Annotated in this window: 21 protein-coding genes; 13 read left to right on the forward strand and 8 right to left on the reverse strand. The window is 60.5% G+C overall.

Annotation, left to right across the window (positions count from 1 at the left end; all coding sequences use genetic code 11):
* Positions 1 to 10: 10 nt before the first annotated feature.
* From TX23_RS09210 to aspA, 3 genes are all read right to left on the reverse strand, one after another.
* Positions 11 to 1,003, reverse strand: a complete 993-nt coding sequence (locus TX23_RS09210) for an ABC transporter substrate-binding protein (RefSeq protein WP_057701923.1) — start codon at positions 1,001 to 1,003, stop codon at positions 11 to 13.
* A gap of 39 nt (positions 1,004 to 1,042) precedes the next feature.
* Entirely contained in the window at positions 1,043 to 1,879 is an 837-nt protein-coding gene (locus TX23_RS09215; protein ID WP_050499539.1) for an ABC transporter ATP-binding protein, read from the reverse strand.
* A 413-nt stretch (positions 1,880 to 2,292) separates the two neighbouring features.
* Positions 2,293 to 3,717: an aspartate ammonia-lyase gene (aspA, locus tag TX23_RS09220; protein WP_057701924.1), complete on the reverse strand. Its 1,425-nt coding sequence runs from the start codon at positions 3,715 to 3,717 to the stop codon at positions 2,293 to 2,295.
* Positions 3,718 to 3,900: 183 nt separating this feature from the next.
* Between aspA and TX23_RS09225 the strand changes: the two genes are divergently transcribed.
* The 5 genes from TX23_RS09225 (at position 3,901) to TX23_RS09245 (ending at position 7,694) form a co-directional block, all read left to right on the forward strand.
* Positions 3,901 to 4,809, forward strand: coding sequence for a LysR substrate-binding domain-containing protein (locus TX23_RS09225; RefSeq protein ID WP_014720521.1), 909 nt, complete (start codon positions 3,901 to 3,903; stop codon positions 4,807 to 4,809).
* A 331-nt stretch (positions 4,810 to 5,140) separates the two neighbouring features.
* Positions 5,141 to 5,632, forward strand: a complete 492-nt coding sequence (purE, locus tag TX23_RS09230) for a 5-(carboxyamino)imidazole ribonucleotide mutase (protein ID WP_003195648.1) — start codon at positions 5,141 to 5,143, stop codon at positions 5,630 to 5,632.
* 11 nt (positions 5,633 to 5,643) lie between these two features.
* Positions 5,644 to 6,729, forward strand: coding sequence for a 5-(carboxyamino)imidazole ribonucleotide synthase (locus tag TX23_RS09235; protein ID WP_054916926.1), 1,086 nt, complete (start codon positions 5,644 to 5,646; stop codon positions 6,727 to 6,729).
* Positions 6,730 to 6,834: 105 nt separating this feature from the next.
* On the forward strand, positions 6,835 to 7,080 hold the full coding sequence (locus tag TX23_RS09240) for a GlsB/YeaQ/YmgE family stress response membrane protein (protein WP_005792540.1): 246 nt from the start codon (positions 6,835 to 6,837) through the stop codon (positions 7,078 to 7,080).
* A gap of 77 nt (positions 7,081 to 7,157) precedes the next feature.
* Positions 7,158 to 7,694, forward strand: a complete 537-nt coding sequence (locus TX23_RS09245) for a DUF3299 domain-containing protein (RefSeq protein WP_057701925.1) — start codon at positions 7,158 to 7,160, stop codon at positions 7,692 to 7,694.
* Positions 7,695 to 7,810: 116 nt separating this feature from the next.
* Here the strand turns inward: TX23_RS09245 and TX23_RS09250 are convergent, their stop codons facing one another.
* Positions 7,811 to 8,710 carry a D-hexose-6-phosphate mutarotase gene (locus TX23_RS09250; protein ID WP_057701926.1) on the reverse strand — a complete coding sequence of 300 codons (900 nt, stop codon included), beginning with the start codon at positions 8,708 to 8,710 and terminating at the stop codon, positions 7,811 to 7,813.
* 59 nt (positions 8,711 to 8,769) lie between these two features.
* Positions 8,770 to 9,174: an acyl-CoA thioesterase gene (locus tag TX23_RS09255; protein ID WP_003176975.1), complete on the reverse strand. Its 405-nt coding sequence runs from the start codon at positions 9,172 to 9,174 to the stop codon at positions 8,770 to 8,772.
* 406 nt (positions 9,175 to 9,580) lie between these two features.
* Here TX23_RS09255 and TX23_RS09260 point away from each other — a divergent pair, with 406 nt between their 5' ends.
* From TX23_RS09260 to TX23_RS09290, 7 genes are all read left to right on the forward strand, one after another.
* Positions 9,581 to 10,870 (forward strand): MFS transporter, encoded by a 1,290-nt coding sequence (locus tag TX23_RS09260; RefSeq protein ID WP_057701927.1) that lies wholly within the window; start codon positions 9,581 to 9,583, stop codon positions 10,868 to 10,870.
* 119 nt (positions 10,871 to 10,989) lie between these two features.
* Positions 10,990 to 11,976, forward strand: a complete 987-nt coding sequence (locus TX23_RS09265) for a phosphate ABC transporter substrate-binding protein PstS (RefSeq protein WP_005792536.1) — start codon at positions 10,990 to 10,992, stop codon at positions 11,974 to 11,976.
* 483 nt (positions 11,977 to 12,459) lie between these two features.
* A complete protein-coding gene (locus TX23_RS09270) occupies positions 12,460 to 14,493 on the forward strand; it encodes an ABC transporter permease subunit (RefSeq protein WP_209445914.1) in 2,034 nt (677 codons plus the stop codon).
* A gap of 15 nt (positions 14,494 to 14,508) precedes the next feature.
* Entirely contained in the window at positions 14,509 to 16,179 is a 1,671-nt protein-coding gene (pstA, locus tag TX23_RS09275; RefSeq protein ID WP_057701929.1) for a phosphate ABC transporter permease PstA, read from the forward strand.
* Positions 16,180 to 16,343: 164 nt separating this feature from the next.
* Positions 16,344 to 17,177, forward strand: a complete 834-nt coding sequence (pstB, locus tag TX23_RS09280; protein WP_057701930.1) for a phosphate ABC transporter ATP-binding protein PstB — start codon at positions 16,344 to 16,346, stop codon at positions 17,175 to 17,177.
* A gap of 70 nt (positions 17,178 to 17,247) precedes the next feature.
* On the forward strand, positions 17,248 to 18,009 hold the full coding sequence (gene phoU / locus TX23_RS09285) for a phosphate signaling complex protein PhoU (protein ID WP_017528598.1): 762 nt from the start codon (positions 17,248 to 17,250) through the stop codon (positions 18,007 to 18,009).
* A 167-nt stretch (positions 18,010 to 18,176) separates the two neighbouring features.
* Positions 18,177 to 19,082, forward strand: coding sequence for a response regulator (locus TX23_RS09290; protein ID WP_057701931.1), 906 nt, complete (start codon positions 18,177 to 18,179; stop codon positions 19,080 to 19,082).
* A 132-nt stretch (positions 19,083 to 19,214) separates the two neighbouring features.
* Here TX23_RS09290 and TX23_RS09295 read toward each other — a convergent pair whose 3' ends face one another.
* The 3 genes from TX23_RS09295 to phoB form a co-directional block, all read right to left on the reverse strand.
* Complete coding sequence (locus TX23_RS09295) at positions 19,215 to 20,555, reverse strand: hemolysin family protein (RefSeq protein ID WP_057701932.1); 1,341 nt, start codon at positions 20,553 to 20,555, stop codon at positions 19,215 to 19,217.
* A 264-nt stretch (positions 20,556 to 20,819) separates the two neighbouring features.
* On the reverse strand, positions 20,820 to 22,106 hold the full coding sequence (gene phoR / locus TX23_RS09300; RefSeq protein ID WP_233102278.1) for a phosphate regulon sensor histidine kinase PhoR: 1,287 nt from the start codon (positions 22,104 to 22,106) through the stop codon (positions 20,820 to 20,822).
* 81 nt (positions 22,107 to 22,187) lie between these two features.
* On the reverse strand, positions 22,188 to 22,877 hold the full coding sequence (phoB, locus tag TX23_RS09305) for a phosphate regulon transcriptional regulator PhoB (protein ID WP_005792526.1): 690 nt from the start codon (positions 22,875 to 22,877) through the stop codon (positions 22,188 to 22,190).
* A gap of 154 nt (positions 22,878 to 23,031) precedes the next feature.
* On the opposite strand from phoB, the gene TX23_RS09310 reads away from it, so the two are divergent.
* A complete protein-coding gene (locus TX23_RS09310) occupies positions 23,032 to 23,409 on the forward strand; it encodes a COG4315 family predicted lipoprotein (RefSeq protein ID WP_057701934.1) in 378 nt (125 codons plus the stop codon).
* Positions 23,410 to 23,453 lie beyond the last annotated feature (44 nt).

The following is a 23,453-nucleotide window of genomic DNA, read 5'->3' on the forward strand; positions in this document are numbered from 1 at the left end:
GTCCGGTGCGTTATTGCGCGGCGACCGGGCTGTCGACGAATTGGTTGGTGAACAGCTCATCCAGCGGGGTTTCCCGGGGCACGATGCCTTCGCTCACGTAGAACTGGCGGACCTTGTCCAGGCGCTCGGGGTCGATGTGCCCCAGTACGCGCTGGTTGGCGTAGACGTGCTCGACGTAGAGCTTGAAGATCTTCTCCAGTGAGTCTTCCTTGCCGGCGTAGGTCGGGACCGCCTTGGCAAAGGTGACGGCGGCGGCACGCGGGTCCTGGATAATGTCGTGCATACCTTTGAGCGTGGCCTGGACCACACCGCGCACCACCTGGGGGTGGTTTTTGATGGCGTCATCGGAGGCGAGGATGGCCTGGGCCATGCTTTCGAAAATCTGCTCCTGGGGAATCAGCTTGATCTGCGCGCCTGCTTCTTCGGCGGTGACCATCCAATCCGGCACGCCGGCCATGGCCTGGGCCTTGTTGGCCGTGAACAACTGCCAGACCCCGGCAGGGCCGGCGGCCTGGATGTCCACGTCATTCTTGCCAAGGCCGGCCTTGCGCAGCGAAGCGAGCAGCGCGTAGTAGGTGGTGTCGGAGTACGACATCACCGTCATGGTCTTGCCCTTGAGGTCGCTGACGTTATTGATGTTGTCGCTGGAATGGGTGGCGATCATGGTCACGCCGCCTGCACCCAGCACCGCCACGGCGCGCACCGGGATACCGTTGCCGCGCACCATGATCGGCGTGTCGCCGATGGCACCGCCGAGCAGGGCATTGCCGGCGCCGATCTGCTTGGCCACATCCACACCGCCCTTGGCGGCAATGAACGTAAGGTTCAGGTCCTGGGCCGCGTAGTAGCCTTTTTCCTTGGCGATGATCCAGGGTGCAAAGGCTGGCAAGTTAGGCGGGGCCGGCAGCAGGTAGGTAACGTCGGTTGGCTGCGCCTGGGCCGCGCAGGTCAGACCGAGGCCAAGGCTGAGCGCGCAAAAACGTTGGAACAGAGACTTGAGCATGGGAACTCCTGAATCGGTTGGGGGCCGCAAGCGCGGCAATCAGTGCAGTTCGGTGTCGGCGCCGACGTGCAGCAGTTCCATCAGGCGACCGACCAGCGGGCCAATCTCCGGTAGCTTGCGGCGCTCCAGCGGGTTGTCGCGAAACGGCAGGTCGATGCTGATTTCTTCGATGATGGTGCCGGGGCGGGCGCTCATGACCAGCAACCGGTCGGACATGGCGATGCCCTCGATCAGGTCGTGGGTGATGAACAGCGCGGTCTTCTTTTCATCGAACAGCATCCGCGCCATGTCCTGCTGCAGGATCATCTTGGTCTGGGCGTCGAGGGCGGAAAACGGCTCGTCGAGGAACAACACCTGAGGGTCGATGGCCAGGGTGCGTGCCAGGGCAGCGCGTTGGCGCATACCGCCGGAGAGCTGGAATGGGTAGTGATCGGCGAAGCCGTTGAGGTGGCAACGGTCGAGCAAGTCCAGGGCCACCTTCTGCCGGGTCGCGCTGGGCACGCCTTGAATTTCCAGGCCCAGTTCGACATTGCGGCGAATGCTGCGCCACGGCATCAGCAAATCTTTTTGCAGCATGAACGCGACTTGTGGCACGGGCCCGGTCACAGGCTCGCCACCCACGAAGACTTCTCCTTCAGTGGGCCGATACAGGCCAGAACCCATATTGAGGATGGTGCTCTTGCCACAGCCGGACGGGCCGATGATCGACACCACCTCGCCGCGACGGATCTTGAAGTTCACATCGCGAATGGCAAATGGCGCTTCTGTTTTACCTTTGGCTGGGAAACATTTACCGACATTACGGAATTCAATTTCAGTCGGCTCCAGCTCTTCCTTAAGTGCGGGCGTATTCCATTGGGGCGTCACGGCGTACATCTCTTTCACAGCCATCAGGAAGGTACTCTGGTCTGTTTTATAGGTGATACGCCGTTTAGTGCATGAACAATGCCAGTGAGTTAATTCCTACAAAGCTTTGTTGAATTTCCTTTTAAATTAGTGGGTTATGGTTATATGGATAAAAATCGCACGTTTCATATATGAAACCATTGTTCTTATATGGCACGAAATTGCACACCGCTTGTGCACGGAATGGGAAGTTGCAATCAATTAATGCTTTTTCAAGTAACGCAGGCGGGGCGCATGTTTTATATGTGAAACGCAGTTGAAGGATGTGCGCTGTATATAAGAAGAATTACAGGCAAAAAAAAGGGCCTGAAGAACGAGTCTTCAAGCCCTCAAAAGGTGAGAGGTGTCTAGTCCCTCAGCCTGGTGAGCGGTGCAACAAACGCTTAGGCCTTCAGCGGGACCAAGCGTGGGGCAATCATGTTTTCCGGGCGCAGGATGTCGTCGAGCATGGCGTCGTCGAGCAAGCCTTCTTCACGCACCAGTTCCAGCACGCCGCGCCCGCTTTCAAGAGCGATACGCGCAATGCGGGTGGCGTTTTCATAGCCGATGTACGGGTTCAGCGCGGTGACCAGGCCGATGGAGTGCTCCACCAGTTCGCGGCAGCGTGCTTCGTTGGCGGTGATGCCGACGATGCAGTGCTCGCGCAGCATGTCCATGGCGCGTTGCAGCAGGCGGATCGAGTCGAAGATCTTGAAGGCGATCAGCGGCTCCATCACGTTCAACTGCAATTGGCCGCCTTCGGCTGCCATGGTCAGGGCCAGGTCGTTACCGATCACCTGGAATGCCACCTGGTTAACCGCTTCCGGAATCACCGGGTTGACCTTGCCGGGCATGATCGAGCTGCCTGGCTGGCGCGCCGGCAGGTTGATCTCGTTGATGCCGGTGCGTGGGCCGCTGGACAGCAGGCGCAAATCGTTGCAGATCTTGGACAGCTTCACGGCGGTACGCTTGAGCATGCCGGAGAACAGCACGAAGGCGCCCATGTCTGAGGTGGCTTCGATCAAGTCGGCCGCCGGTACCAGCGGCTGGCCGCTGATGGTGGCCAGGCGTTGTACGGCCAGGGCCTGGTAACGCGGGTCGGCGTTGATGCCGGTGCCGATGGCGGTGCCGCCCAGGTTCACTTCGGTGAGCAGCTCCGGTGCCAGGGTCTTCAGGCGCGCCAGGTCTTCGCCCAGGGTAGTGGCGAAAGCGCGGAATTCCTGGCCGAGGGTCATCGGCACGGCGTCTTGCAACTGGGTGCGGCCCATTTTCAGCACATGGCTGAACTCGGCGCCTTTGGCGGAGAACGCCTGGATCAGGCTGTCGAGGCTGGCCAGCAGCGCGTCATGGCCCAACAGCAGACCCAGGCGGATTGCGGTCGGGTAGGCGTCGTTGGTCGACTGCGCCATGTTCACGTCGTTGTTGGGGTGCAGGTACTGGTATTCGCCCTTCTGGTGACCCATGGCCTCCAGTGCGATGTTGGCGATGACTTCGTTGGCATTCATGTTGGTTGAAGTGCCGGCGCCGCCTTGAATCATGTCCACCACGAACTCTTCGTGGAAATCGCCGCGGATCAGGCGGGCACAGGCTTCGCTGATGGCAGCGTGCTTGGCTTCGCTGAGCTGGCCCAACTCGCGGTTGGCGTCAGCCGCTGCTTGCTTGACCATTGCCAGACCGACCACCAATTTCGGGTAATGCGAAATCGGAACGCCCGAGAGGCGGAAGTTGTTCACCGCTCGCAGGGTCTGGATGCCGTAATACGCTTGAGCAGGTACTTCGAGTACGCCAAGCAGGTCTTTTTCGGTACGGAAAGATGCAGCAGAGGACATGACGGAAATCATCTCGATATGGACCCGGAACTGGCCGGAACGCTGCGAATGCTAGGCTTGTAGAAGTTTTTGGGCCAATGCTGTTAAACACTGGCCTATGCACAAACGGCATAATGTTGATGTGACCCAGCTATGATGGCGGGCGTGTGTGCCAAAATGGTGCATTCGGCGTGGGAGGCAGAGATGAACCTTGAAAGCAAATGGCTGGAAGACTTCAGCGCCCTGGCGGCGACGCGCAGCTTTTCCCAGGCTGCGGAACGGCGCTTTGTGACCCAGCCGGCGTTCAGCCGCCGTATCCGTAGCCTTGAGGCCGCGTTGGGCCTGACGCTGGTCAACCGTTCGCGTACGCCGGTGGAGTTGACGGCGGCGGGGCAGTTGTTCCTCGTGACGGCGCGCACCGTGGTCGAACAGCTCGGTGAAGTCCTGCGCCATTTGCATCACCTGGAAGGCGGGCAGGGCGAAGTCATGCAAGTGGCGGCCGCGCACTCCCTGGCCTTGGGGTTCTTCCCGCGGTGGATCGCGCAGTTGCGCAACGAGGGCTTGAATATCGCCACGCGGCTGGTCGCCACCAACGTCGGCGACGCCGTGCACGCCCTGCGCGAAGGCGGTTGCGACCTGATGCTGGCGTTCTACGACCCGGACGCGGCGATGCAAATGGACGCCGAAATTTTCCCGTCGCTGCACCTGGGTAACACCGAAATGCTCCCGGTGTGCGCCGCCGATGCCGATGGCAAGCCGCTGTTCGACCTGGAAGGCGAGGGCAGCGTACCGCTGCTGGCCTACAGCGCCGGCGCGTTCCTGGGCCGCTCGGTGAATTTGCTGCTGCGCCAGCGGGCGCTGCGCTTTACCACCATCTATGAAACCGCCATGGCCGACAGCCTCAAGAGCATGGCGCTCGAAGGCTTGGGTATCGCCTGGGTGCCGCAGTTGAGCGTACGTGCAGAGTTGGCACGCGGCGAACTGGTGGTGTGCGGCGGGCCGCAATGGCATGTGCCACTGGAGATTCGCTTGTATCGCTGCGCGTTGGTGCGCAAGGCGAATGTGCGGTTGTTGTGGCGCAAGCTGGAAGGTGGGGCCGCGCAAAGCGCTTGAGCCCAGCCCAGAACACATGTGGGAGCTGGCTTGCCTGCGATAGCGGTGTGTCAGCCAACCTATTTGGCACTGATCCACTGCTATCGCAGGCAAGCCAGCTCCCACAGGATTTCGTGGTGTTTTCGCTGACTCTTAAGTCAATAAAACCGCCACTTTGCGCCGCTAGACAGATGGTCATCCCAGGGGCTGTTTATCTGGATTATTACGGTATACTGCGCGGCCTTCGGCCGGTCCAACCGGCCTTAATTCGCACACCAAGCCACGCCGGTCTCCCGCGTGGCTTGTTGTTTTTTGACGCGCCTGCGGGCGCCCAGAGAGAAGAGGCACGACGATGAGTGCATTGGTTGGCGTGATCATGGGCTCCAAGTCCGATTGGTCCACCCTTAGCCACACCGCCGATATGCTGGAAAAACTCGGCATTCCGTACGAAGTGAAGGTGGTCTCCGCCCACCGCACCCCGGATTTGCTGTTCCAGTATGCCGATGAAGCAGAATCCCGTGGCATCGAGGTGATCATCGCCGGTGCCGGCGGCGCGGCGCACTTGCCTGGCATGTGTGCGGCCAAGACTCACCTGCCCGTGCTTGGCGTGCCGGTGCAGTCTTCAATGCTCTCGGGCGTGGATTCGCTGTTGTCCATCGTGCAGATGCCAGCCGGCATTCCGGTGGCAACCCTGGCGATCGGCAAGGCCGGTGCGATCAACGCAGCCTTGCTGTCGGCCAGCATCCTGGGCGCCAAGCACCCGCAGTTTCATGCGGTGCTGAAAAAATTTCGTGCTGAGCAGACAGACAGCGTGCTGGACAATCCAGACCCACGTATCGCCTGAGGTTCTTATTGATGAAAATCGGTGTAATCGGTGGCGGCCAATTGGGCCGTATGCTGGCCCTGGCGGGTACGCCGCTGGGCATGAACTTCGCCTTCCTCGACCCAGCGCCGGATGCCTGCGCTGCAGCTCTGGGCGAACACCTGCGTGCTGACTACAGCGACCCGGACCACCTGCGCCAACTGGCTGATGAAGTTGACCTGGTGACCTTCGAGTTCGAAAGCGTCCCGGCTGAAACCGTGGCTTTCCTGTCGCAGTTCGTACCGGTGTACCCAAGCGCCGAAGCCCTGCGCATCGCTCGCGACCGCTGGTTCGAAAAAAGCATGTTCAAGGACCTGGGCATCCCGACGCCGGCCTTCGCTGATATCCAGTCCCAGGCGGACCTGGACGCGGCGGTCGCCAGCATTGGCCTGCCGGCGGTGTTGAAAACCCGCACATTGGGTTACGACGGCAAGGGCCAGAAAGTCCTGCGCACCGCCGCCGATGTGGTCGGCACTTTTGCCGAGCTGGGCAGCGTTGCCTGCCTGCTGGAAGGCTTCGTGCCGTTCACCGGCGAAGTCTCGCTGATTGCCGTACGTGCCCGTGATGGCGAAACCCGCTTTTACCCGTTGGTGCACAACACCCACGTCAACGGCATCCTGAAAGTGTCGGTAGCCAGTACTGACCACCCGTTGCAGGCCCTGGCCGAAGACTATTCCAGCCGTGTGCTCAAGCAGCTGGATTACGTTGGTGTAATGGCGTTCGAGTTCTTTGAAGTCGACGGCGGCCTCAAGGCCAACGAAATCGCCCCGCGTGTGCACAACTCCGGGCACTGGACCACCGAAGGCGCCGAGTGCAGCCAGTTCGAAAACCACCTGCGTGCGGTGGCGGGCTTGCCGTTGGGCTCCACGGCCAAGGTCGGCGAGAGCGCCATGCTCAACTTTATCGGTGTCGTACCGCCGGTAGAGCGCGTGATGGCGATCGACGATTGCCACGTGCATCACTACGGCAAGGCGTTCAAGGCCGGACGCAAAGTCGGCCACGCCAACCTGCGTTGCAAGGATCGTGCGACGTTGCAGGCGCAGATTCTCAAGGTTGAGGCGTTAATCGCCGAACAATAAGCCTGGCCATGGCGGGAACCATTGGGGCTCGCCGTCTCTCTGATTGCAGGATGCCAAAGCCTGACTAGGCTTTGGCATGACTCATACCAATCAGAGGGAAATGCCATGGGTATCATCGGAACCATTTTTATCGGCTTGATCGTCGGCCTGCTGGCGCGCTTCCTCAAGCCTGGCGACGACAGCATGGGCTGGATCATGACCATCCTGCTGGGTATCGCAGGTTCGCTGGCGGCCACCTACGGCGGTCAGGCCCTGGGGATCTACCAGGCTGGCCAGGGCGCGGGCTTCATCGGCGCGCTGGTAGGTGCCATCGTGTTGCTGGTGATCTACGGCCTGATCAAAAAGAAGTAATCAGCCGACAAAGTCCTCTGCGCTGCGCAGGCGCAGAGGGCTAGAATGCTCGGCACTTGTATTTGCCGAGCCTCTCCATGCGCCGTCTACTCTTGACTCTCCTCCTGCTGGGCTCTGGCCTGGCGCACGCCGGTGAACTGCCGGAAACCGACTGGCTGGACCTGATGCCGCTTTCGGACCAGAAAGCCCTCGAAGCCATGCCCGAGATCGACCACAACTCCCCCGAAGCCCAAGGCACGTTCACCGACAAGGGTGGCTTGAAGCAGAGCAAAGGCTTGCCGGCGGTGATGTACTCCACCAAGACCGTGGCGGCCATGAACGGCAAGAATATCCGCATTGGTGGGTATCCGGTGCCGTTGGAAACCGATGCCAAAGGTCGCAGCACGTTGTTCTTCCTGGTCCCGTATCCGGGCGCTTGCATTCACGTACCGCCACCGCCGCCTAACCAACTGGTGCTGGTGCGGTATCCCAAGGGGTTGAAGCTGGATGATATCTACACGCCGCTGTGGGTCACGGGCACGTTGAAGGTGGAGAAGGTCAATAATGACTTGGCCGATGCAGCGTATGCGCTGGAGGCAGGGAAGGTGCGGGTGGTGCAGGAGTCTGATCTCTAAAGCCCAAAGCATAACCCCTGTGGGAGCTGGCTTGCCTGCGATAGCAGCGCCTCGGTGTTCCTGACATACCGAGTTGTCTGCATCGCAGGCAAGCCAGCTCCCACATTGGATTGGATTTACAAGGCCAGGGCCGTGATGCGTACTCCCAAAGTGTGGCCTTCACCGGGCGCGAGGCTCACCACATCGTCCAGCACGTTGGCCGTCTCGATGCACAACATACCCTGCCAGCCGTCATCGGCCATATCGTCTAAAGCCTTGGCCCGTTCGGTCCAGGGGTTCCAGATCACGGTGGACTTCGAGCCTTCGCTGGTGAGTTGGACACGGCGCTGCCAGTCTTTATCGACAATGCTCAACTGCGCCGGTGTATCCAGGTAGATGCGATCCGTCTCGGCGGTGAAGTGCAGCAAGCCGGCTTGCTGCTTCTCGGTCCAGCCGTCGGCGGTATCGATATAGGCCAAGCCATCCAGGCCTTCGACCTGCACGTTGCGCACGTCGCTCACTGCGAAGTAGGTGTGCAATGCCTGGCTGAAGGTCACAGCGTCGGTGCCGCGGTTGTGGCTGGTCAGGTGGATGTGAAGTTGGTCGTCCAGCAGCAGGCTCAACTTCAACTCAACCTGATGGGGCCAGCCGGGAAAGCCGCCCGCAGGAACCGGCAGCACCAGTTCGATACGCAGGGTTTCACCTTCGACTGCCGTCTCGGCCAACGCCCAGAGCGCGGTGCGTGCAAAGCCGTGGGCACCGGCAGGCTGATCGCTCTGGCGCATGGCCTTTACGCTCTGAGGGTTACGCTCGAACACACCAAACCATGGCCAGCACACCGGTACGCCGGTACGGATGCCTTTGCCCTGCTTGAACACTGCCTCAGGGTTCGGCCAGATCAGCGGCTGTTCGCCCTCACGCTGGTAACTGAAGATATGCGCACCCTGTTGGGCCACCATCAGCTCGGCGCCGTTGTGGCGGATGCGCCAGCAGTCCAACTCGTCGATTTTCACTGTCTCAACGTGAGGCGTAGGCATAACAAAGCTCTCTTAAGTGGCAGGCAATGGAGCAATTGACCGTCAAAACCCGGCGAGGTTTAACGCGCCCGTGACGGTACCGAACGGGTGCGGCCGCTGCCATCGATGGCGACGAACACAAATACCGCTTCGGTGACCTTGCGCCATTCGCTCGAAAGCGGGTCATCGCTCCACACCTCGACCATCATCTGGATCGAGCTGCGGCCGATTTCCAGGGCCTGGGTATAGAAGGAAAGCTGCGCGCCCACTGCTACCGGTACCAGGAAGGCCATGCGGTCAATGGCGACAGTGGCGACGCGCCCGCCGGCGACCTTGCTGGCCATTGCCGTGCCAGCCAGGTCCATCTGCGCGACCAGCCAGCCGCCGAAGATATCGCCAAAACCGTTGGTTTCACGCGGCAGTGCGGTGATTTGCAGGGCGAGATCGCCTTGCGGGATAGGATCTTCTTGTTCGAGTTCGATCATGCCGAGGGTGCCTCTGACCCGTGACGCTTCATGGGTATTTCAAGTGGATAGCCGTCTTCTCAGAAAAACGTTTCAGCACCAACATACACCGCTCGATGCGTTTCTCGTAAGGCGAACTAAAGGGAAACTCTGCCAAATCGGCTGGGTGGTACCCAACAGCGTTTTGGCACAGCAGCCCCTCAAAACAGCGGGTCTGGCGCTTGCACCGGCGAGTATATCGAGACCCTGGCGCCACGACGACCTCCCGACGCTCATTTGGTCGGTAAATAGACGCTGTATCGCGGCTTTTGCGCGCAACTGTGTTCCTGGCGCTGTGCTTTTTCAAGCGATTTGCTATCTTGCCAAACCCGCCGCAAGTCACGGGCGTGCAGTCCTTTACGATGATTACTATAAGAGAAGCCTTGCCATGTCCTCCGTGCCTGCAAGCAGTGCGCAACCCTCGCGCCCGCTGACCCGCAACGACTACAAAACCCTGTCGCTGTCTGCCTTGGGCGGGGCGCTGGAGTTCTACGACTTCATCATCTTTGTATTTTTCGCCACCGTGGTCGGGAAACTGTTCTTCCCCGTCGACATGCCCGAATGGCTGCGCATGATGCAGACCTTCGGCATCTTCGCCGCCGGCTACCTGGCCCGCCCCTTGGGCGGCATCATCATGGCGCACTTTGGTGACCTGCTGGGGCGCAAGAAGATGTTCACCCTGAGCATCTTCATGATGGCCGTACCCACCTTGATCATGGGCCTGCTGCCGACCTACGCGCAGATCGGCCTGTGGGCGCCGGTCCTGTTGCTGCTGATGCGCATCATCCAGGGCGCGGCGATTGGCGGCGAAGTACCGGGCGCCTGGGTGTTCGTCTCCGAGCACGTCCCGCCGCGCCACATCGGCTACGCCTGCGGCACCCTGACCAGCGGCCTCACCGCCGGTATTCTGCTGGGCTCGCTGGTGGCCACGGGCATCAATACGGTCTACACCCCCGAGCAGGTCTCCGATTACGCCTGGCGGATCCCGTTCCTGCTCGGCGGCGTATTCGGGCTGCTGTCGGTGTACTTGCGCCGCTGGCTGCATGAAACACCGATCTTCGCTGAGATGCAGCAACGCAAGAGCCTGGCTGCTGAGCTGCCGTTGCGCGCGGTGTTGCGCGATCACCGTGGGGCGATTGTGTTGTCGATGCTGCTGACCTGGCTGCTGTCGGCCGGTGTTGTTGTGGTCATCCTCATGACGCCGACCGTGCTGCAAACCCTCTATCACTTCAGCCCAACGGTGGCGCTGCAGGCCAACAGCCTGGCCATCGTGACCCTGAGCCTGGGTTGCATCGCCGCAGGTGCGCTGGCCGACCGTTTTGGCGCCGGTCGCGTGCTGGTCACCGGTTGCGCACTGTTGCTGGCGACTTCCTGGACGCTGTATCACAGCCTGATGGCGCATCCCGACTGGCTGTTCCCTTTGTATGCCCTGACCGGCCTGTTTGTCGGCACCATCGGCGTAGTGCCCTACGTGATGGTCAAGGCTTTCCCGCCGGTGGTGCGCTTCAGCGGCCTGTCGTTCTCCTACAACGTTGCTTATGCCGTGTTCGGCGGGTTGACACCCTTGGCGGTGTCGCTGCTGATGAAGGAGAGCCCGATGGGCCCGGCTTATTACGTCGCCGTGCTGTGCGTGATGGGGATGCTGGTGGGCGGGTATCTGTGGAAACGCGGTCGTTGAAACCTGCACATTCAGATAGTGGCCTTTCATCTAACTGTCACATTCCAGACATAGAGTGTTCACACGGCCTCCTGATACTTGGCCCCGATCCAACTATCCCTATCTGCTAGGAGCAAGGCATGAAACTGAAACGTTTGATGGCGGCAATGACTTTTGTCGCTGCTGGCGTTGCGACCGCCAACGCGGTGGCCGCTGGTGTTGATCCGGCAATTCCGGCTTACGTCAAGACCACTGGTGTGTCGGGCAACCTGTCCAGCGTCGGTTCCGATACCCTGGCTAACCTGATGACCCTGTGGGCCGAGGGTTACAAAAAGGAATACCCGAACGTCAACATCCAGATTCAAGCTGCCGGCTCTGCCACTGCGCCACCTGCGTTGACTGAAGGCACCTCCAACCTGGGCCCGATGAGCCGCAAGATGAAGGACACCGAACTGGCTGCCTTCGAGCAGAAGTACGGCTACAAGCCAACCGCTATCCCGGTTGCGGTGGATGCCCTGGCGGTATTTGTGCACAAGGACAACCCGATCCAGCACCTGACCATGGAACAGGTCGATGCGATCTTCTCCTCGACGCGTCTGTGCGGCGCCAAAGCCGATGTGAAAACCTGGGGCGACCTGGGTGTGACCGGCGACCTGGCCAACAAGCCAGTGCAATTGTTCGGGCGTAACTCGGTATCCGGTACCTACGGCTACTTCAAGGAAGAAGCCCTGTGCAAAGGCGACTACAAGCCAAACGTGAACGAACAACCGGGTTCGGCTTCGGTGGTGCAGTCGATCAGCTCCTCGCTCAACGGTATCGGTTACTCGGGCATCGGCTACAAGACCGCCAGTGTGAAGACCGTGGCCCTGGCCAAGAAAGGCAGCACTGACTTCATCGAAGACAGCGAAGAAAACGCCCTGAACGGCAAATACCCGCTGTCGCGTTTCCTCTACGTTTACGTCAACAAAGCCCCGAACAAGCCTCTGGCTCCGCTGGAAGCCGAGTTCGTGAAACTGGTGCTGTCCAAGCAGGGCCAGGAAGTGGTGGTGAAAGACGGCTACATCCCACTGCCTGCCAAAGTGGCCGCCAAGGCCCTGGCTGAGCTGGGTCTGAAAGAAGGCAACTAAGCCTGCGATACCTGATGTAGACGCATGCTTTTCTGTGGGAGCGGGCTTGCCCGCGATGCTGGCGACGCGGTTTAGCGTTGAAATCGTGTTGATGCCATCGCGGGCAAGCCCGCTCCCACATAAGCAGTCTGCATCCCTATTTTTAATCCGCTGCCAGCCCTGCTTCGCGGCGGATTTGCTGCGTCACTGCACTGTCATCTTTCTGTCATACAGGATCGCTAGGGTGTGCGCATGAATGATCTGGCCAATTCCACCATGACGACAACTTCTCCCCCCAAACGCATTGATTTCAATACGCCTGAGCTGCAACGCAAGCGACGCATTCGCGCGCTCAAGGACCGCCTGACCCGCTGGTACGTGCTGGTCGGCGGCCTCGCCGTCCTCGGCGCCATCACCCTGATCTTCTTCTTTCTCGCCTACGTAGTCGCGCCACTGTTCCAGGGCGCTTCGTTGACCAGGGAAGATGCGCTGACGCCCGCCTGGATGCAGGACGCCGGCAAGCCGTTGATGATCTCCCTCGAAGAACAGAACCAGGTCGCCATGCGGGTTTCCGACAAGGGCCAGGCGCTGTTCTTTGCCGTGGATAGCGGGGCTGAGCTCAAGCGTGTCGACCTGCCGATTCCGGCCGGTACCAGCGTTGCGTCTATTGGTGAAGACCAGCCGGGCAGCCCGTTGGTGATCCTCGGCTTGTCCAATGGCCAGTCTTTGGTATTCCGTCACACCTATAAGGTGTCGTACCCGGACGGCAAGAAGACCATCACCCCGGCAATCGAATACCCCTACGGCGAAACGCCGATTGTGCTGGATGACGCTGGCCGCCCACTGGAGCACGTCGCTCTCAACGCCACCGATTCCACCCTGGTGGTGGCCGGCTCGGCCGGTTCGCATTTGAACGTGTTGTCGTTGAGCCGTGAAGAAAACATGATGACCGGTGAAGTCACCAGCGAGCAGAAGCGCATCGAGCTGCCGCAGATGACTGAGCCGGTGAAAGCCATCTTTGTCGACCCACGCCAACAGTGGCTGTACGTGATCAACGGTCGCGCTCTGGCCGATGTGTTCAGCCTGCGCGACAACAGCCTCAACGGTCGCTACAAACTTTTGGAAGACGGCAACGCCGAAGTTACTGCCAGCACCCAGTTGGTGGGCGGTATTTCGCTGATCGTCGGTAACTCCAAGGGTGGCCTGGCCCAGTGGTTCATGGCCCGCGACCCGGATGGCGAGCAACGTCTGAAGCAGATTCGTACGTTCCAGATGGGCACCGCGCCCATCGTGGAAGTCAGTGCTGAAGAGCGCCGCAAAGGCTTCACCGCGCTCGATGCCTCCGGCCAGTTCGGCGTGTTCCACAGCACCGCTCACCGCACCCTGCTGGTAGACCCGGTGGTCGATGGCCAGGGCCTGTTCGGCATGTCGCCACGGGCCAACCGTGTGATCGTCGAGGCGGGTGGCAAGCTGCAACCGTTGTTACTCGACAACCCGCACCCGGAAGTCTCGTGGAGCGCGTTGTGGAGCAAGGTCTGGTACGAGAACTACGACGAGCCTAAATACGTCTGGCAGTCCACCGCCGCCAATACCGATTTCGAACCCAAGATGAGCCTGGCCCCGCTGACCTTCGGCACCTTGAAGGCTGCGTTCTACGCCATGTTGCTGGCCGCGCCACTGGCGGTTGCGGCGGCGATCTACACCGCTTACTTCATGGCCCCGAGCTTGCGCCGCAAGGTCAAGCCGGTGATCGAATTGATGGAAGCCATGCCGACCGTGATCCTCGGTTTCTTCGCCGGCCTGTTCCTGGCGCCGTACGTAGAAGGGCATCTGCCGGGCATTTTCAGCCTGCTGATGCTGTTGCCGATTGGCATCCTGGTCGCCGGTTTTGTCTTCAGCCGCTTGCCCGAGTCGATTCGCCTGCGAGTGCCGGATGGCTGGGAAAGCGCGATTCTGATTCCGGTGATCCTGTTCGTGGGCTGGCTCTCGCTGTACATGAGCCCGTACCTGGAGACCTGGTTCTTTGGCGGCGACATGCGCATGTGGATCTCCCACGACCTGGGGATCACCTACGACCAGCGCAATGCCCTGGTGGTTGGCCTGGCCATGGGTTTCGCGGTAATCCCGAACATCTATTCCATCGCCGAAGACGCCGTGTTCAGCGTACCGCGCGGTTTGACCCTGGGCTCCCTGGCGCTGGGCGCCACGCCGTGGCAGACCATGACCCGTGTGGTGATCCTGACCGCCAGCCCGGGCATCTTCTCGGCACTGATGATCGGCATGGGCCGCGCAGTGGGTGAAACCATGATCGTACTGATGGCCACCGGTAACACCCCGGTGATGGAGATGAACCTGTTCGAGGGCCTGCGCACCCTGGCGGCCAACGTCGCGGTGGAAATGCCCGAGTCGGAAGTCGGCGGCAGTCACTACCGCGTACTGTTCCTCTCGGCGCTGGTGCTGCTGTTGTTCACCTTCATCATGAACACCCTCGCTGAGCTGATTCGTCAGCGTCTGCGCAAGAAATACTCGTCGCTTTAAGAAAGGTAGAAGTCTGTGAAACAGAACTCCCTGAATGGATGGTTCAAGAGCGGCGCCCCAGGCGTCTGGATCAGCGGTGGCGCGGTGTCCATCGCGGTCATCATGACCATTGGTTTGCTGGCTGTGATCGCGGTGCGGGGCCTGGGCCATTTCTGGCCGGCCGACCTGATCCAGGCCAACTACAACGTGCCAGGCCAGGCCAACCATATCGTCATCGGCGAAGTGGTGCAGAAAGAAGAAGTGCCGCGTGAGCGTCTGAAAAGCGCGGGCCTGCCGGTGCCGGACCAAGGCCCGGAATTCATGACCCGTGAGCTGATCAAGGTCGGCAACCGCGACCTGAACGGCAACGACTTCACCTGGATCGTCGGCGAATGGTTGAAGGACCAGACCAAACCGACCCACCTGATGGCCATTGAGCGCCGTGAATGGGGCAATTTCTACGGCACCCTGGTCAACGTCAAGCAGGACGGCAAGGTGATTGCCGAAGGCGAGGCCGCGTGGCCGGAGCTGCAAGCTCGCGTGGACCGTGTCAACAAGCTCGCCGCCCAGCTAAAGACCCTGGAAAAAACCGATATCGGTGCGATCAACGCCGGTCTGGAACGCATTCGCCTGCACGGTCGCAAACTGGAACTGGAGGGCAAGCTCGACGCCGCCGCCCAAGCCGATATGGACGCTGATCGCGCCGAACTCAACGCCCGCTATCAGGACATCGAAGCGCGCCTGGCCGACCTGCACGCCCAGTTCAACCGCGACGCCCTGACCGCCCGCGACGGCAACGGCAAGGAAGTGGAAATCGGCATCGGCAAAGTGGTGCACGCCTACCAGCCGAATGCCATGGGCACGATGACCAAAATCGGCTTCTACTTCAGCAAGGTCTGGGAATTTCTCAGCGACGACCCACGGGAAGCCAACACAGAAGGCGGGATCTTCCCGGCCATCTTCGGCACCGTGATGATGACCCTGATCATGGCGATGATCGTCACCCCGTTCGGCGTATTGGCGGCGGTGTACCTGCGTGAATACGCCAAGCAGAACACCCTGACCCGGGTGATTCGCATCGCCGTGAACAACCTGGCCGGTGTTCCGGCCATCGTCTACGGCGTGTTCGGCCTGGGGTTCTTCGTGTATGTGCTGGGTGGTTCGGTTGACCGCCTGTTCTTCGCCGAGGCCCTGCCGGCGCCGACCTTCGGTACCCCAGGCCTGCTCTGGGCCTCGCTGACCCTGGCGTTGCTGGCGGTGCCGGTGGTGATCGTGGCCACCGAAGAGGGTCTGGCGCGGATCCCTCGCACCGTGCGTGAAGGCTCCCTGGCACTGGGCGCGACCAAGGCGGAAACGCTGTGGAAGATCGTGCTGCCGATGGCCAGCCCGGCCATGATGACCGGCATGATCCTCGCCGTGGCCCGCGCCGCCGGTGAAGTGGCGCCGCTGATGCTGGTGGGTGTGGTGAAACTGGCGCCATCGCTGCCGCTGGACGGCAACTACCCGTACCTGCACCTGGACCAGAAGATCATGCACCTGGGCTTCCATATTTATGACGTCGGCTTCCAGAGCCCCAACGTCGAAGCGGCACGGCCTCTGGTGTACGCCACCGCCTTGCTGCTGGTGCTGGTGATTGCCACGCTCAACCTGTCGGCAGTGTGGATTCGAAACCACCTGCGCGAAAAATACAAAGCGCTGGACAGCTGACACGGTCCAATGTGGGAGCTGGCTTGCCTGCGATGCAGACGACGCGGTGTATCAGTAAGACCGCAGTGATGCCATCGCAGGCAAGCCAGCTCCCACAGACACAGAATTTGAGTAAGCCGCCCCGGCGGTTCAACGAAACGAATTGGTAGCACAGGGAGCATCCCATGCAACATGAAAACCATTCCCACGGCATCAACATGTCTGCCCTGGGTCGCGACAAGCAGAGCCTGAGCCTGGCCCAGGAAACCGTGGCCATCGAAGTACCGGGCCTGAGCCTCTACTACGGCGACAAACAAGCGCTGTTCGACGTCAGCATGAACATCCCCAAGCAACGCGTGACCGCCTTCATCGGCCCGTCCGGCTGCGGCAAGTCGACGTTGCTGCGCACGTTCAACCGCATGAACGACCTGGTGGACGGTTGCCGTGTGGAAGGCGCGATCAACCTCTATGGCACCAATATCTACCGCAAGGGCGAAGATGTGGCTGAGTTGCGTCGCCGGGTGGGCATGGTGTTCCAGAAGCCCAATCCGTTTCCCAAGACTATCTATGAAAACGTGGTCTATGGCCTGCGCATCCAGGGCATCAACAAGAAGCGTGTCCTCGATGAAGCCGTTGAGTGGGCGCTCAAGGGCGCGGCATTGTGGGACGAGGTCAAGGACCGCCTGCACGAATCGGCCCTCGGTTTGTCCGGCGGCCAGCAGCAGCGTCTGGTGATCGCCCGTACCATCGCCGTAGAGCCGGAAGTGCTGCTGCTCGACGAACCTTGCTCTGCGCTCGACCCGATTTCGACCCTGAAAGTCGAAGAGCTGATCTACGAGCTCAAGTCCAAGTTCACCATCGTGATCGTGACCCACAACATGCAACAGGCGGCGCGGGTTTCCGACTACACCGCGTTTATGTACATGGGCAAGCTGGTGGAGTTCGGCGATACCGATACCCTGTTCACCAATCCGGCGAAGAAGCAGACCGAAGACTACATCACCGGTCGCTACGGCTAGGAAGCTGTGGTTCTGATTGCACTGACGCTGCGGTTCTCCGCACCTTACCGGACGCTCCAAGGACGCCAACATGATTAGCAAAGAAGGCCTTACCCATCACATCTCCGCGCAGTTCAACGCCGAGCTTGAGGAAGTGCGCAGCCACCTCCTGGCGATGGGCGGGCTGGTGGAGAAGCAAGTCAATGATGCAGTCACTGCGCTGATCGAGGCCGACTCGGGCCTGGCCCAGCAGGTGCGCGAAATCGATGACCAGATCAATCAGATGGAACGCAATATCGACGAAGAGTGCCTGCGCATTCTTGCCCGTCGCCAGCCGGCAGCCTCGGACCTGCGTTTGATCATCAGCATCTCCAAGTCGGTGATCGACCTGGAGCGCATTGGCGACGAAGCCACCAAGATCGCCCGCCGTGCCATTCAACTGTGCGAAGAAGGTGAAGCGCCACGCGGTTACGTGGAAGTGCGCCATATCGGCGACCAGGTGCGCAACATGGTGCGCGATGCCCTCGATGCGTTTGCCCGTTTCGATGCCGACCTGGCCTTGTCGGTGGCCCAGTACGACAAGGTCATCGACCGCGAATACAAAACCGCCCTGCGTGAGCTGGCCACCTACATGATGGAAGATCCGCGCTCTATCTCGCGGGTCTTGAGCATTATCTGGGTGCTGCGCTCCCTGGAGCGGATCGGCGACCACGCGCGCAATATCTCGGAACTGGTGATCTACCTGGTACGCGGTACCGACGTGCGGCACATGGGCCTCAAGCGCATGAAGGCCGAAGTTGAAGGTTCAGCCGATCAAACACCTAATGTTCCGGGCGAACCTGACGATAAGTAAGGTTGCCCGTGAAATTAACGCCCGGCCATTGGCCGGGCGTTTTCGTTTGCGGCAGCTGAATTTTTTGCGCGGGCGGCGAATAAAGTCCGAACGTGACTGCGAGGTTTTGGCAAAATGCCATCAGTCAGGCGTACTGCCAGCCGAGGTTTTTATAGGATGAAGGGTCGATGAGCAAAGTCAGTGTATTGGTGGTGGATGACGCCTCGTTTATTCGCGACCTGGTGAAGAAGTGCCTGCGCAATTACTTCCCCGGAATCAAAATCGAAGATGCGGTGAACGGCAAAAAGGCGCAATCCATCCTGATGCGCGAAACCTTCGACCTGGTGCTGTGTGACTGGGAAATGCCGGAGATGTCGGGTCTTGAGCTCTTGACCTGGTGCCGCGAGCAAGCGCATCTGAAGGCCATGCCGTTCGTGATGGTGACCAGCCGCGGCGATAAGGAAAACGTGGTGCAGGCGATCCAGGCAGGCGTTTCCGGCTATGTCAGCAAGCCGTTCACCAACGAGCAGCTGCTGAACAAGGTCAAGCAGGCCCTGCACAAGATCGGCCGCCTTGACGCACTGATCGCCAGCGCGCCGACCAAGATGAACTCGGCCTTCGGTAACGACTCCCTGAGCGCCCTGACCGGCGGCAGACCCGAAGCCGTCAAGCCAGCCCCGGCCCCGGCGGCGGCGCCCAGCAAAGGCCTGCTCAACACCCCGCCCGTGAAGGCCCCAACAGCAGCGGCGCCGGCCGGCAGTCGTGGTCAGGGCCAGTTGCGCCTCGCAAGCGGCACCCAGCAATGCGTGATCAAGGCCCTGAGCATCAAGGAAGCGTTGCTGGTGGTAAAGCGTGGCGACGTCCTGCCTCAGGTACTGGAAAGCGCCGTACTCGACCTTGAGCAGGGCGACAATGCCGAAGTCGCACGGCTCAACGGCTACCTGCACGCGATCGTCGCCTACGAGCCCAAGCCCGACAGCGACTGGCTGCAACTGACTTTCCGTTTTATTGATCAGGATGCGCAGAAGCTGGACTACATCTCCCGCCTGATCGCCCGTGGCACCGCGCAGAAGCATTTCGTGCCGGGTGCGTGACCCTTCAAGGCGACGCTTAGTCCATGTGGGAGCGGGCTTGCCCGCGATAGCAATCTATCAGTCAACGATGCGCTGGCTGACCCACCGCTATCGCGGGCAAGCCCGCTCCCACACACAGCACTGCGCCTGCAGTCAGTCCAGCAGCAGCACCTTGGCCAACACAATCTTCGGCCCTTTCATCTTCTTGATGATGATCCGCAAGCCTTCCACTTCCAGCACTTCCTCTTCTTCCGGCACGCGCTTGAGCGTGTCGTAGATCAGGCCGGCCAGGGTTTCGGCTTCGATGTGGTCCAGGTCGACGCCCAGCAGGCGTTCGACTTTGAACAGCGGCGTGTCGCCACGTACCAGCAACTTGCCGGGCTGGTAGGCGAGGATGCCGCGTTCGGCCTTGCGGTGTTCATCCTGGATATCGCCCACCAGTACTTCCAGCACGTCTTCCATGGTCAGGTAGCCGATGATCTTGCCGTCGGCTTCCTCCACCAGGGCGAAGTGCGCACCGCCTTTGCGGAACTGCTCCAGCAGTTGCGACAACGGCATGTGCCGCGAGACGCGCTCCAGTGGGCGGGTCAGTTCGGCCAGGTTGAAGGATTCGGGAATATGGTCCAGTGCGGCCAGTTCCAGCAGCAGATCCTTGATGTGCAACAGGCCCACGAACTCATTGCGCACCGCGTCATACACCGGGTAACGGCTGAATTTGTGGCGACGGAACAGCGCGAGAATTTCCTTGAGTGGGGCGTTGAAGTCCAGGGTTACCAGGTCTTCCCGGGAGTTGGCCCAGTCCACCACTTCCAGCTCGCCCATTTCCACCGCAGAGGCCAGTACGCGCATACCTTGGTCGCTCGGGTCCTGGCCACGGCTGGAGTGCAGGATCAGTTTGAGCTCTTCGCGGCTGTAATGATGCTCATGGTGCGGGCCAGGCTCGCCTTGGCCGGCGATGCGCAGGATGGCGTTGGCACTGGCGTTGAGCAGGTAGATAGCCGGGTACATCGCCCAGTAGAACAGGTACAGCGGTACCGCGGTCCACAGCGACAGCAGCTCCGGCTTGCGAATCGCCCAGGATTTGGGCGCCAGCTCACCGACCACGATGTGCAGGTAGGAAATCACGAAGAACGCGGCAAAGAACGACACGCCCTTGATCACTTCCGGCGATTGCACGCCGATGGCGCCGAGCAGCGGTTCCAGGATATGCGCAAAGGCCGGCTCACCGACCCAGCCCAGGCCCAGGGATGCCAGGGTAATACCCAACTGGCAGGCCGACAGGTAGGCGTCGAGCTGACTGTGTACGGTGCGCAGTATCTGCCCGCGCCAGCCGTTTTTATGGGCGATGGCCTCGACCCGCGTGGCGCGCAATTTGACCATGGCAAATTCGGCCGCAACGAAGAAACCGTTGAGCAGTACCAGGATCAGTGCAAAAAGAATCATGCCGAAATCGGCAAAGAGAGTAGCGAGGGTGATACCAGGGGAAGGGTCCATGATGGGGTTTTGCAGGTTCCGTGTGTTCGATAAGGGATGACAGGTGAGCCTGAAAGGCAGGCGCAAGTCGGCCAATGTAGCGACTGGCGGGGCGCTTGCCTAGTGCCCGCTGCCGGGCGGGGCTGCAATGCTTGCTTTGAAACAACACAAATCCAGTGTGGGAGCGGGCTTGCTCGCGAATGCGGCGGGTCAGTCAGTTTATTCATCCACTGATACACCGCATTCGCGAGCAAGCCCCACATTTAGCCCTGATGTGTTTCGAGATTATTTATCTTCTTCGAGTGCCCGCGAACGCGTTACCTGCGCCGGCGGAAAATGGCAGGTAAACGTACTGCCATGCCCCAGCACGCTGCTGATTTCCAGACGCGCCCGGTGGCGCAACAACACATGCTTGACGATAGCCAGGCCCAGTCCGGTGCCGCCGGTGTTGGAGTTGCGGCTGGAGTCAACGCGGTAGAAACGTTCGGTGAGGCGCGGCAGGTGCTTGGCGTCAATGCCGATACCCGAGTCCTGCACGCTCAGGTGCGCGCCCTGTTCGTCGGCCCACCAACGAATACGAATATTGCCCTTGTCCTGGGTGTACTTCACCGCGTTGAACACCAAATTGGAGAACGCGCTGCGTAACTCGCCCTCGCTGCCCTTGAGCAGCACCGTCGGGTCGGCTTCCAGAGTGATCTGCTGGCCGCGCTCGCCGGAGAGCGCCTGGGCGTCGTTCTTGATGGTTTGCAGCAGGCTTTGCACCGCCACCGGGTGGTTATCCGAGGGGTAATCGGTGGCCTCAAGCTTGGCCAGGAGCAGCAAGTCGTTGAGCAGGGTCTGCATACGCGAGCCTTGCTGCTGCATCTGCTGCAGGGCACGGCTCCAGCGTGGGTTGATCTCGTCGACATTGTCCAGCAGCGTCTCAAGGTAGCCGCAGATCACCGTCAGCGGTGTGCGAAGCTCGTGGGAGACGTTGGCGACGAAGTCTTTTCGCATCTGTTCCAGCTGATGGATGCGGGTCACATCACGCACCAGCATCAAGTGTTCGTTGTTGCCGTAGCGCGTCAGGTACAACTGGATGCGAACGCGGTCGTTGGTAGGCGAGGGAATTTCCAGGGCTTCTTCGTAGTTGTCTTGCTCGAAGTATTCCTTGAAGCGCGGGTGACGCACCAGGTTGGTCACCGGCTGGCCGCTGTCCTGGGGCGTCTTGAGACCCAGCAGGGTTTCGGCGGCGCGGTTCCACCATTCCAGGTTGCCGTCGCTGTCGAGCATGATCACCGCGTCCTTGAGCGCTGCGGTGGACTCCTGCACCCGGTCGATCACCGCTTGCAGGCGCCCGCGTACCCGTTGGTCGCGGCGTTGCAGATGATAGATGCTGTCGAACACCTCGCCCCACAGGCCATAGCCATCGGGCGGGGCCTCGTCGGGTTTGTGCTGGCGCAGCCATTCATGCAGGCGCAGCAATTGTTTGAGGGTCCAGCCCAGGTACAACGCGATGCCGGCGGCCAGGCTCCAGCCGTAATAGCCACTGATCAGCCCGACGAGCAGGCAAGCAGTGATCAACAGAAGCATGTGACGGATCAGGGTGCCATGCCAGTTCTGGTTCACTTAAACATGCGTCCTTGTCAGCTGTTAAGGGTGGAAGGGGCTGGCTCAGCTTTTGGTGGAAAACCGATAGCCGGTGCCGCGCACGGTTTGTACCAGATTCTCGTACGCATCGCCCAAGGCTTTGCGCAGACGGCGGATATGCACGTCCACGGTGCGCTCTTCCACATACACATTGCCGCCCCAGACTTGGTCCAGCAACTGGCCGCGGGTGTAGGCGCGTTCCTGGTGGGTCATGAAAAATTGCAGCAATCGGTATTCGGTCGGGCCCATCTCGGCGGGTTTGCCGTCGATGGTCACGCGGTGGCTGATCGGGTCCAGGATCAGGCCGTCGACTTCGATCGGCGCTTCGCCATCGGTCGGCCCGGCACGGCGCAATACGGCTTTGAGGCGTGCCACCAGCTCCCGAGGGGAGAATGGCTTGGTGATGTAATCATCGGCGCCGACTTCCAGGCCCTGGATCTTATTGTCCTCTTCACCTTTGGCGGTGAGCATGATGATCGGGATATCCCCGGTCAGCTCGTCACGCTTGAGGCGCCGAGCCAACTCGATACCGGATGTGCCGGGCAGCATCCAGTCGAGCAGGATCAGGTCCGGCTTGCGGTCGACGATAATGGCGTGGGCCTGCTGGGAGTTTTCCGCCTCCAGGCAGTCATAGCCGGCCATTTCCAACGCAACGGCGATCATCTCGCGAATGGGCGCTTCGTCGTCAACAATCAGAATGCTCCTGCCAACCATGCTCAAAATCCTCTTGTCATTTAACTGTCTTGCGCCGCATTAGATAACGGAATTATTGCAGTCGTGTGACAGTAATTTAGTCGCTTGGGCAATTCAGGGCACTCTGAACTACCCTTTGGGTCCGAATCCTGACAACCACAAAAGGAAGGTTCCGATGACTTACAGCACGATTTCCTGGAAAGCCCTGCTGGTTTCAGCAGCGTTGACGCTGCCGGGCCTGGCGTTTGCGGCCGACCCGGCGATGACTAAAGATGGGATGTTGGTGGATCACAACAAAATGACGCTCTATACCTTCGACAAGGACGCCGATGGCAAGTCCGTGTGCAAGGACCAGTGCGCGACCAACTGGCCGCCGCTCAAAGCAGAATCCACCGACACCAAGAGCGGCGATTGGACGGTGATCACCCGCGACGACCAGACCAGCCAGTGGGCCTACAAAGGCAAGCCTGTCTACACCTACAAGGAAGACACGAAAGCCGGTGACAAGATCGGGGATGGCAAGGGTAGCGTCTGGCACATCATCAAGCCTTAAGTCTGCGGCGCTGTTGAATCCATCGGGGGCAAGCCCCCTCCCAC

This window comes from Pseudomonas paralactis (genome assembly GCF_001439735.1).
GTDB classification, from domain to species: Bacteria; Pseudomonadota; Gammaproteobacteria; order Pseudomonadales; family Pseudomonadaceae; genus Aquipseudomonas; species Aquipseudomonas paralactis.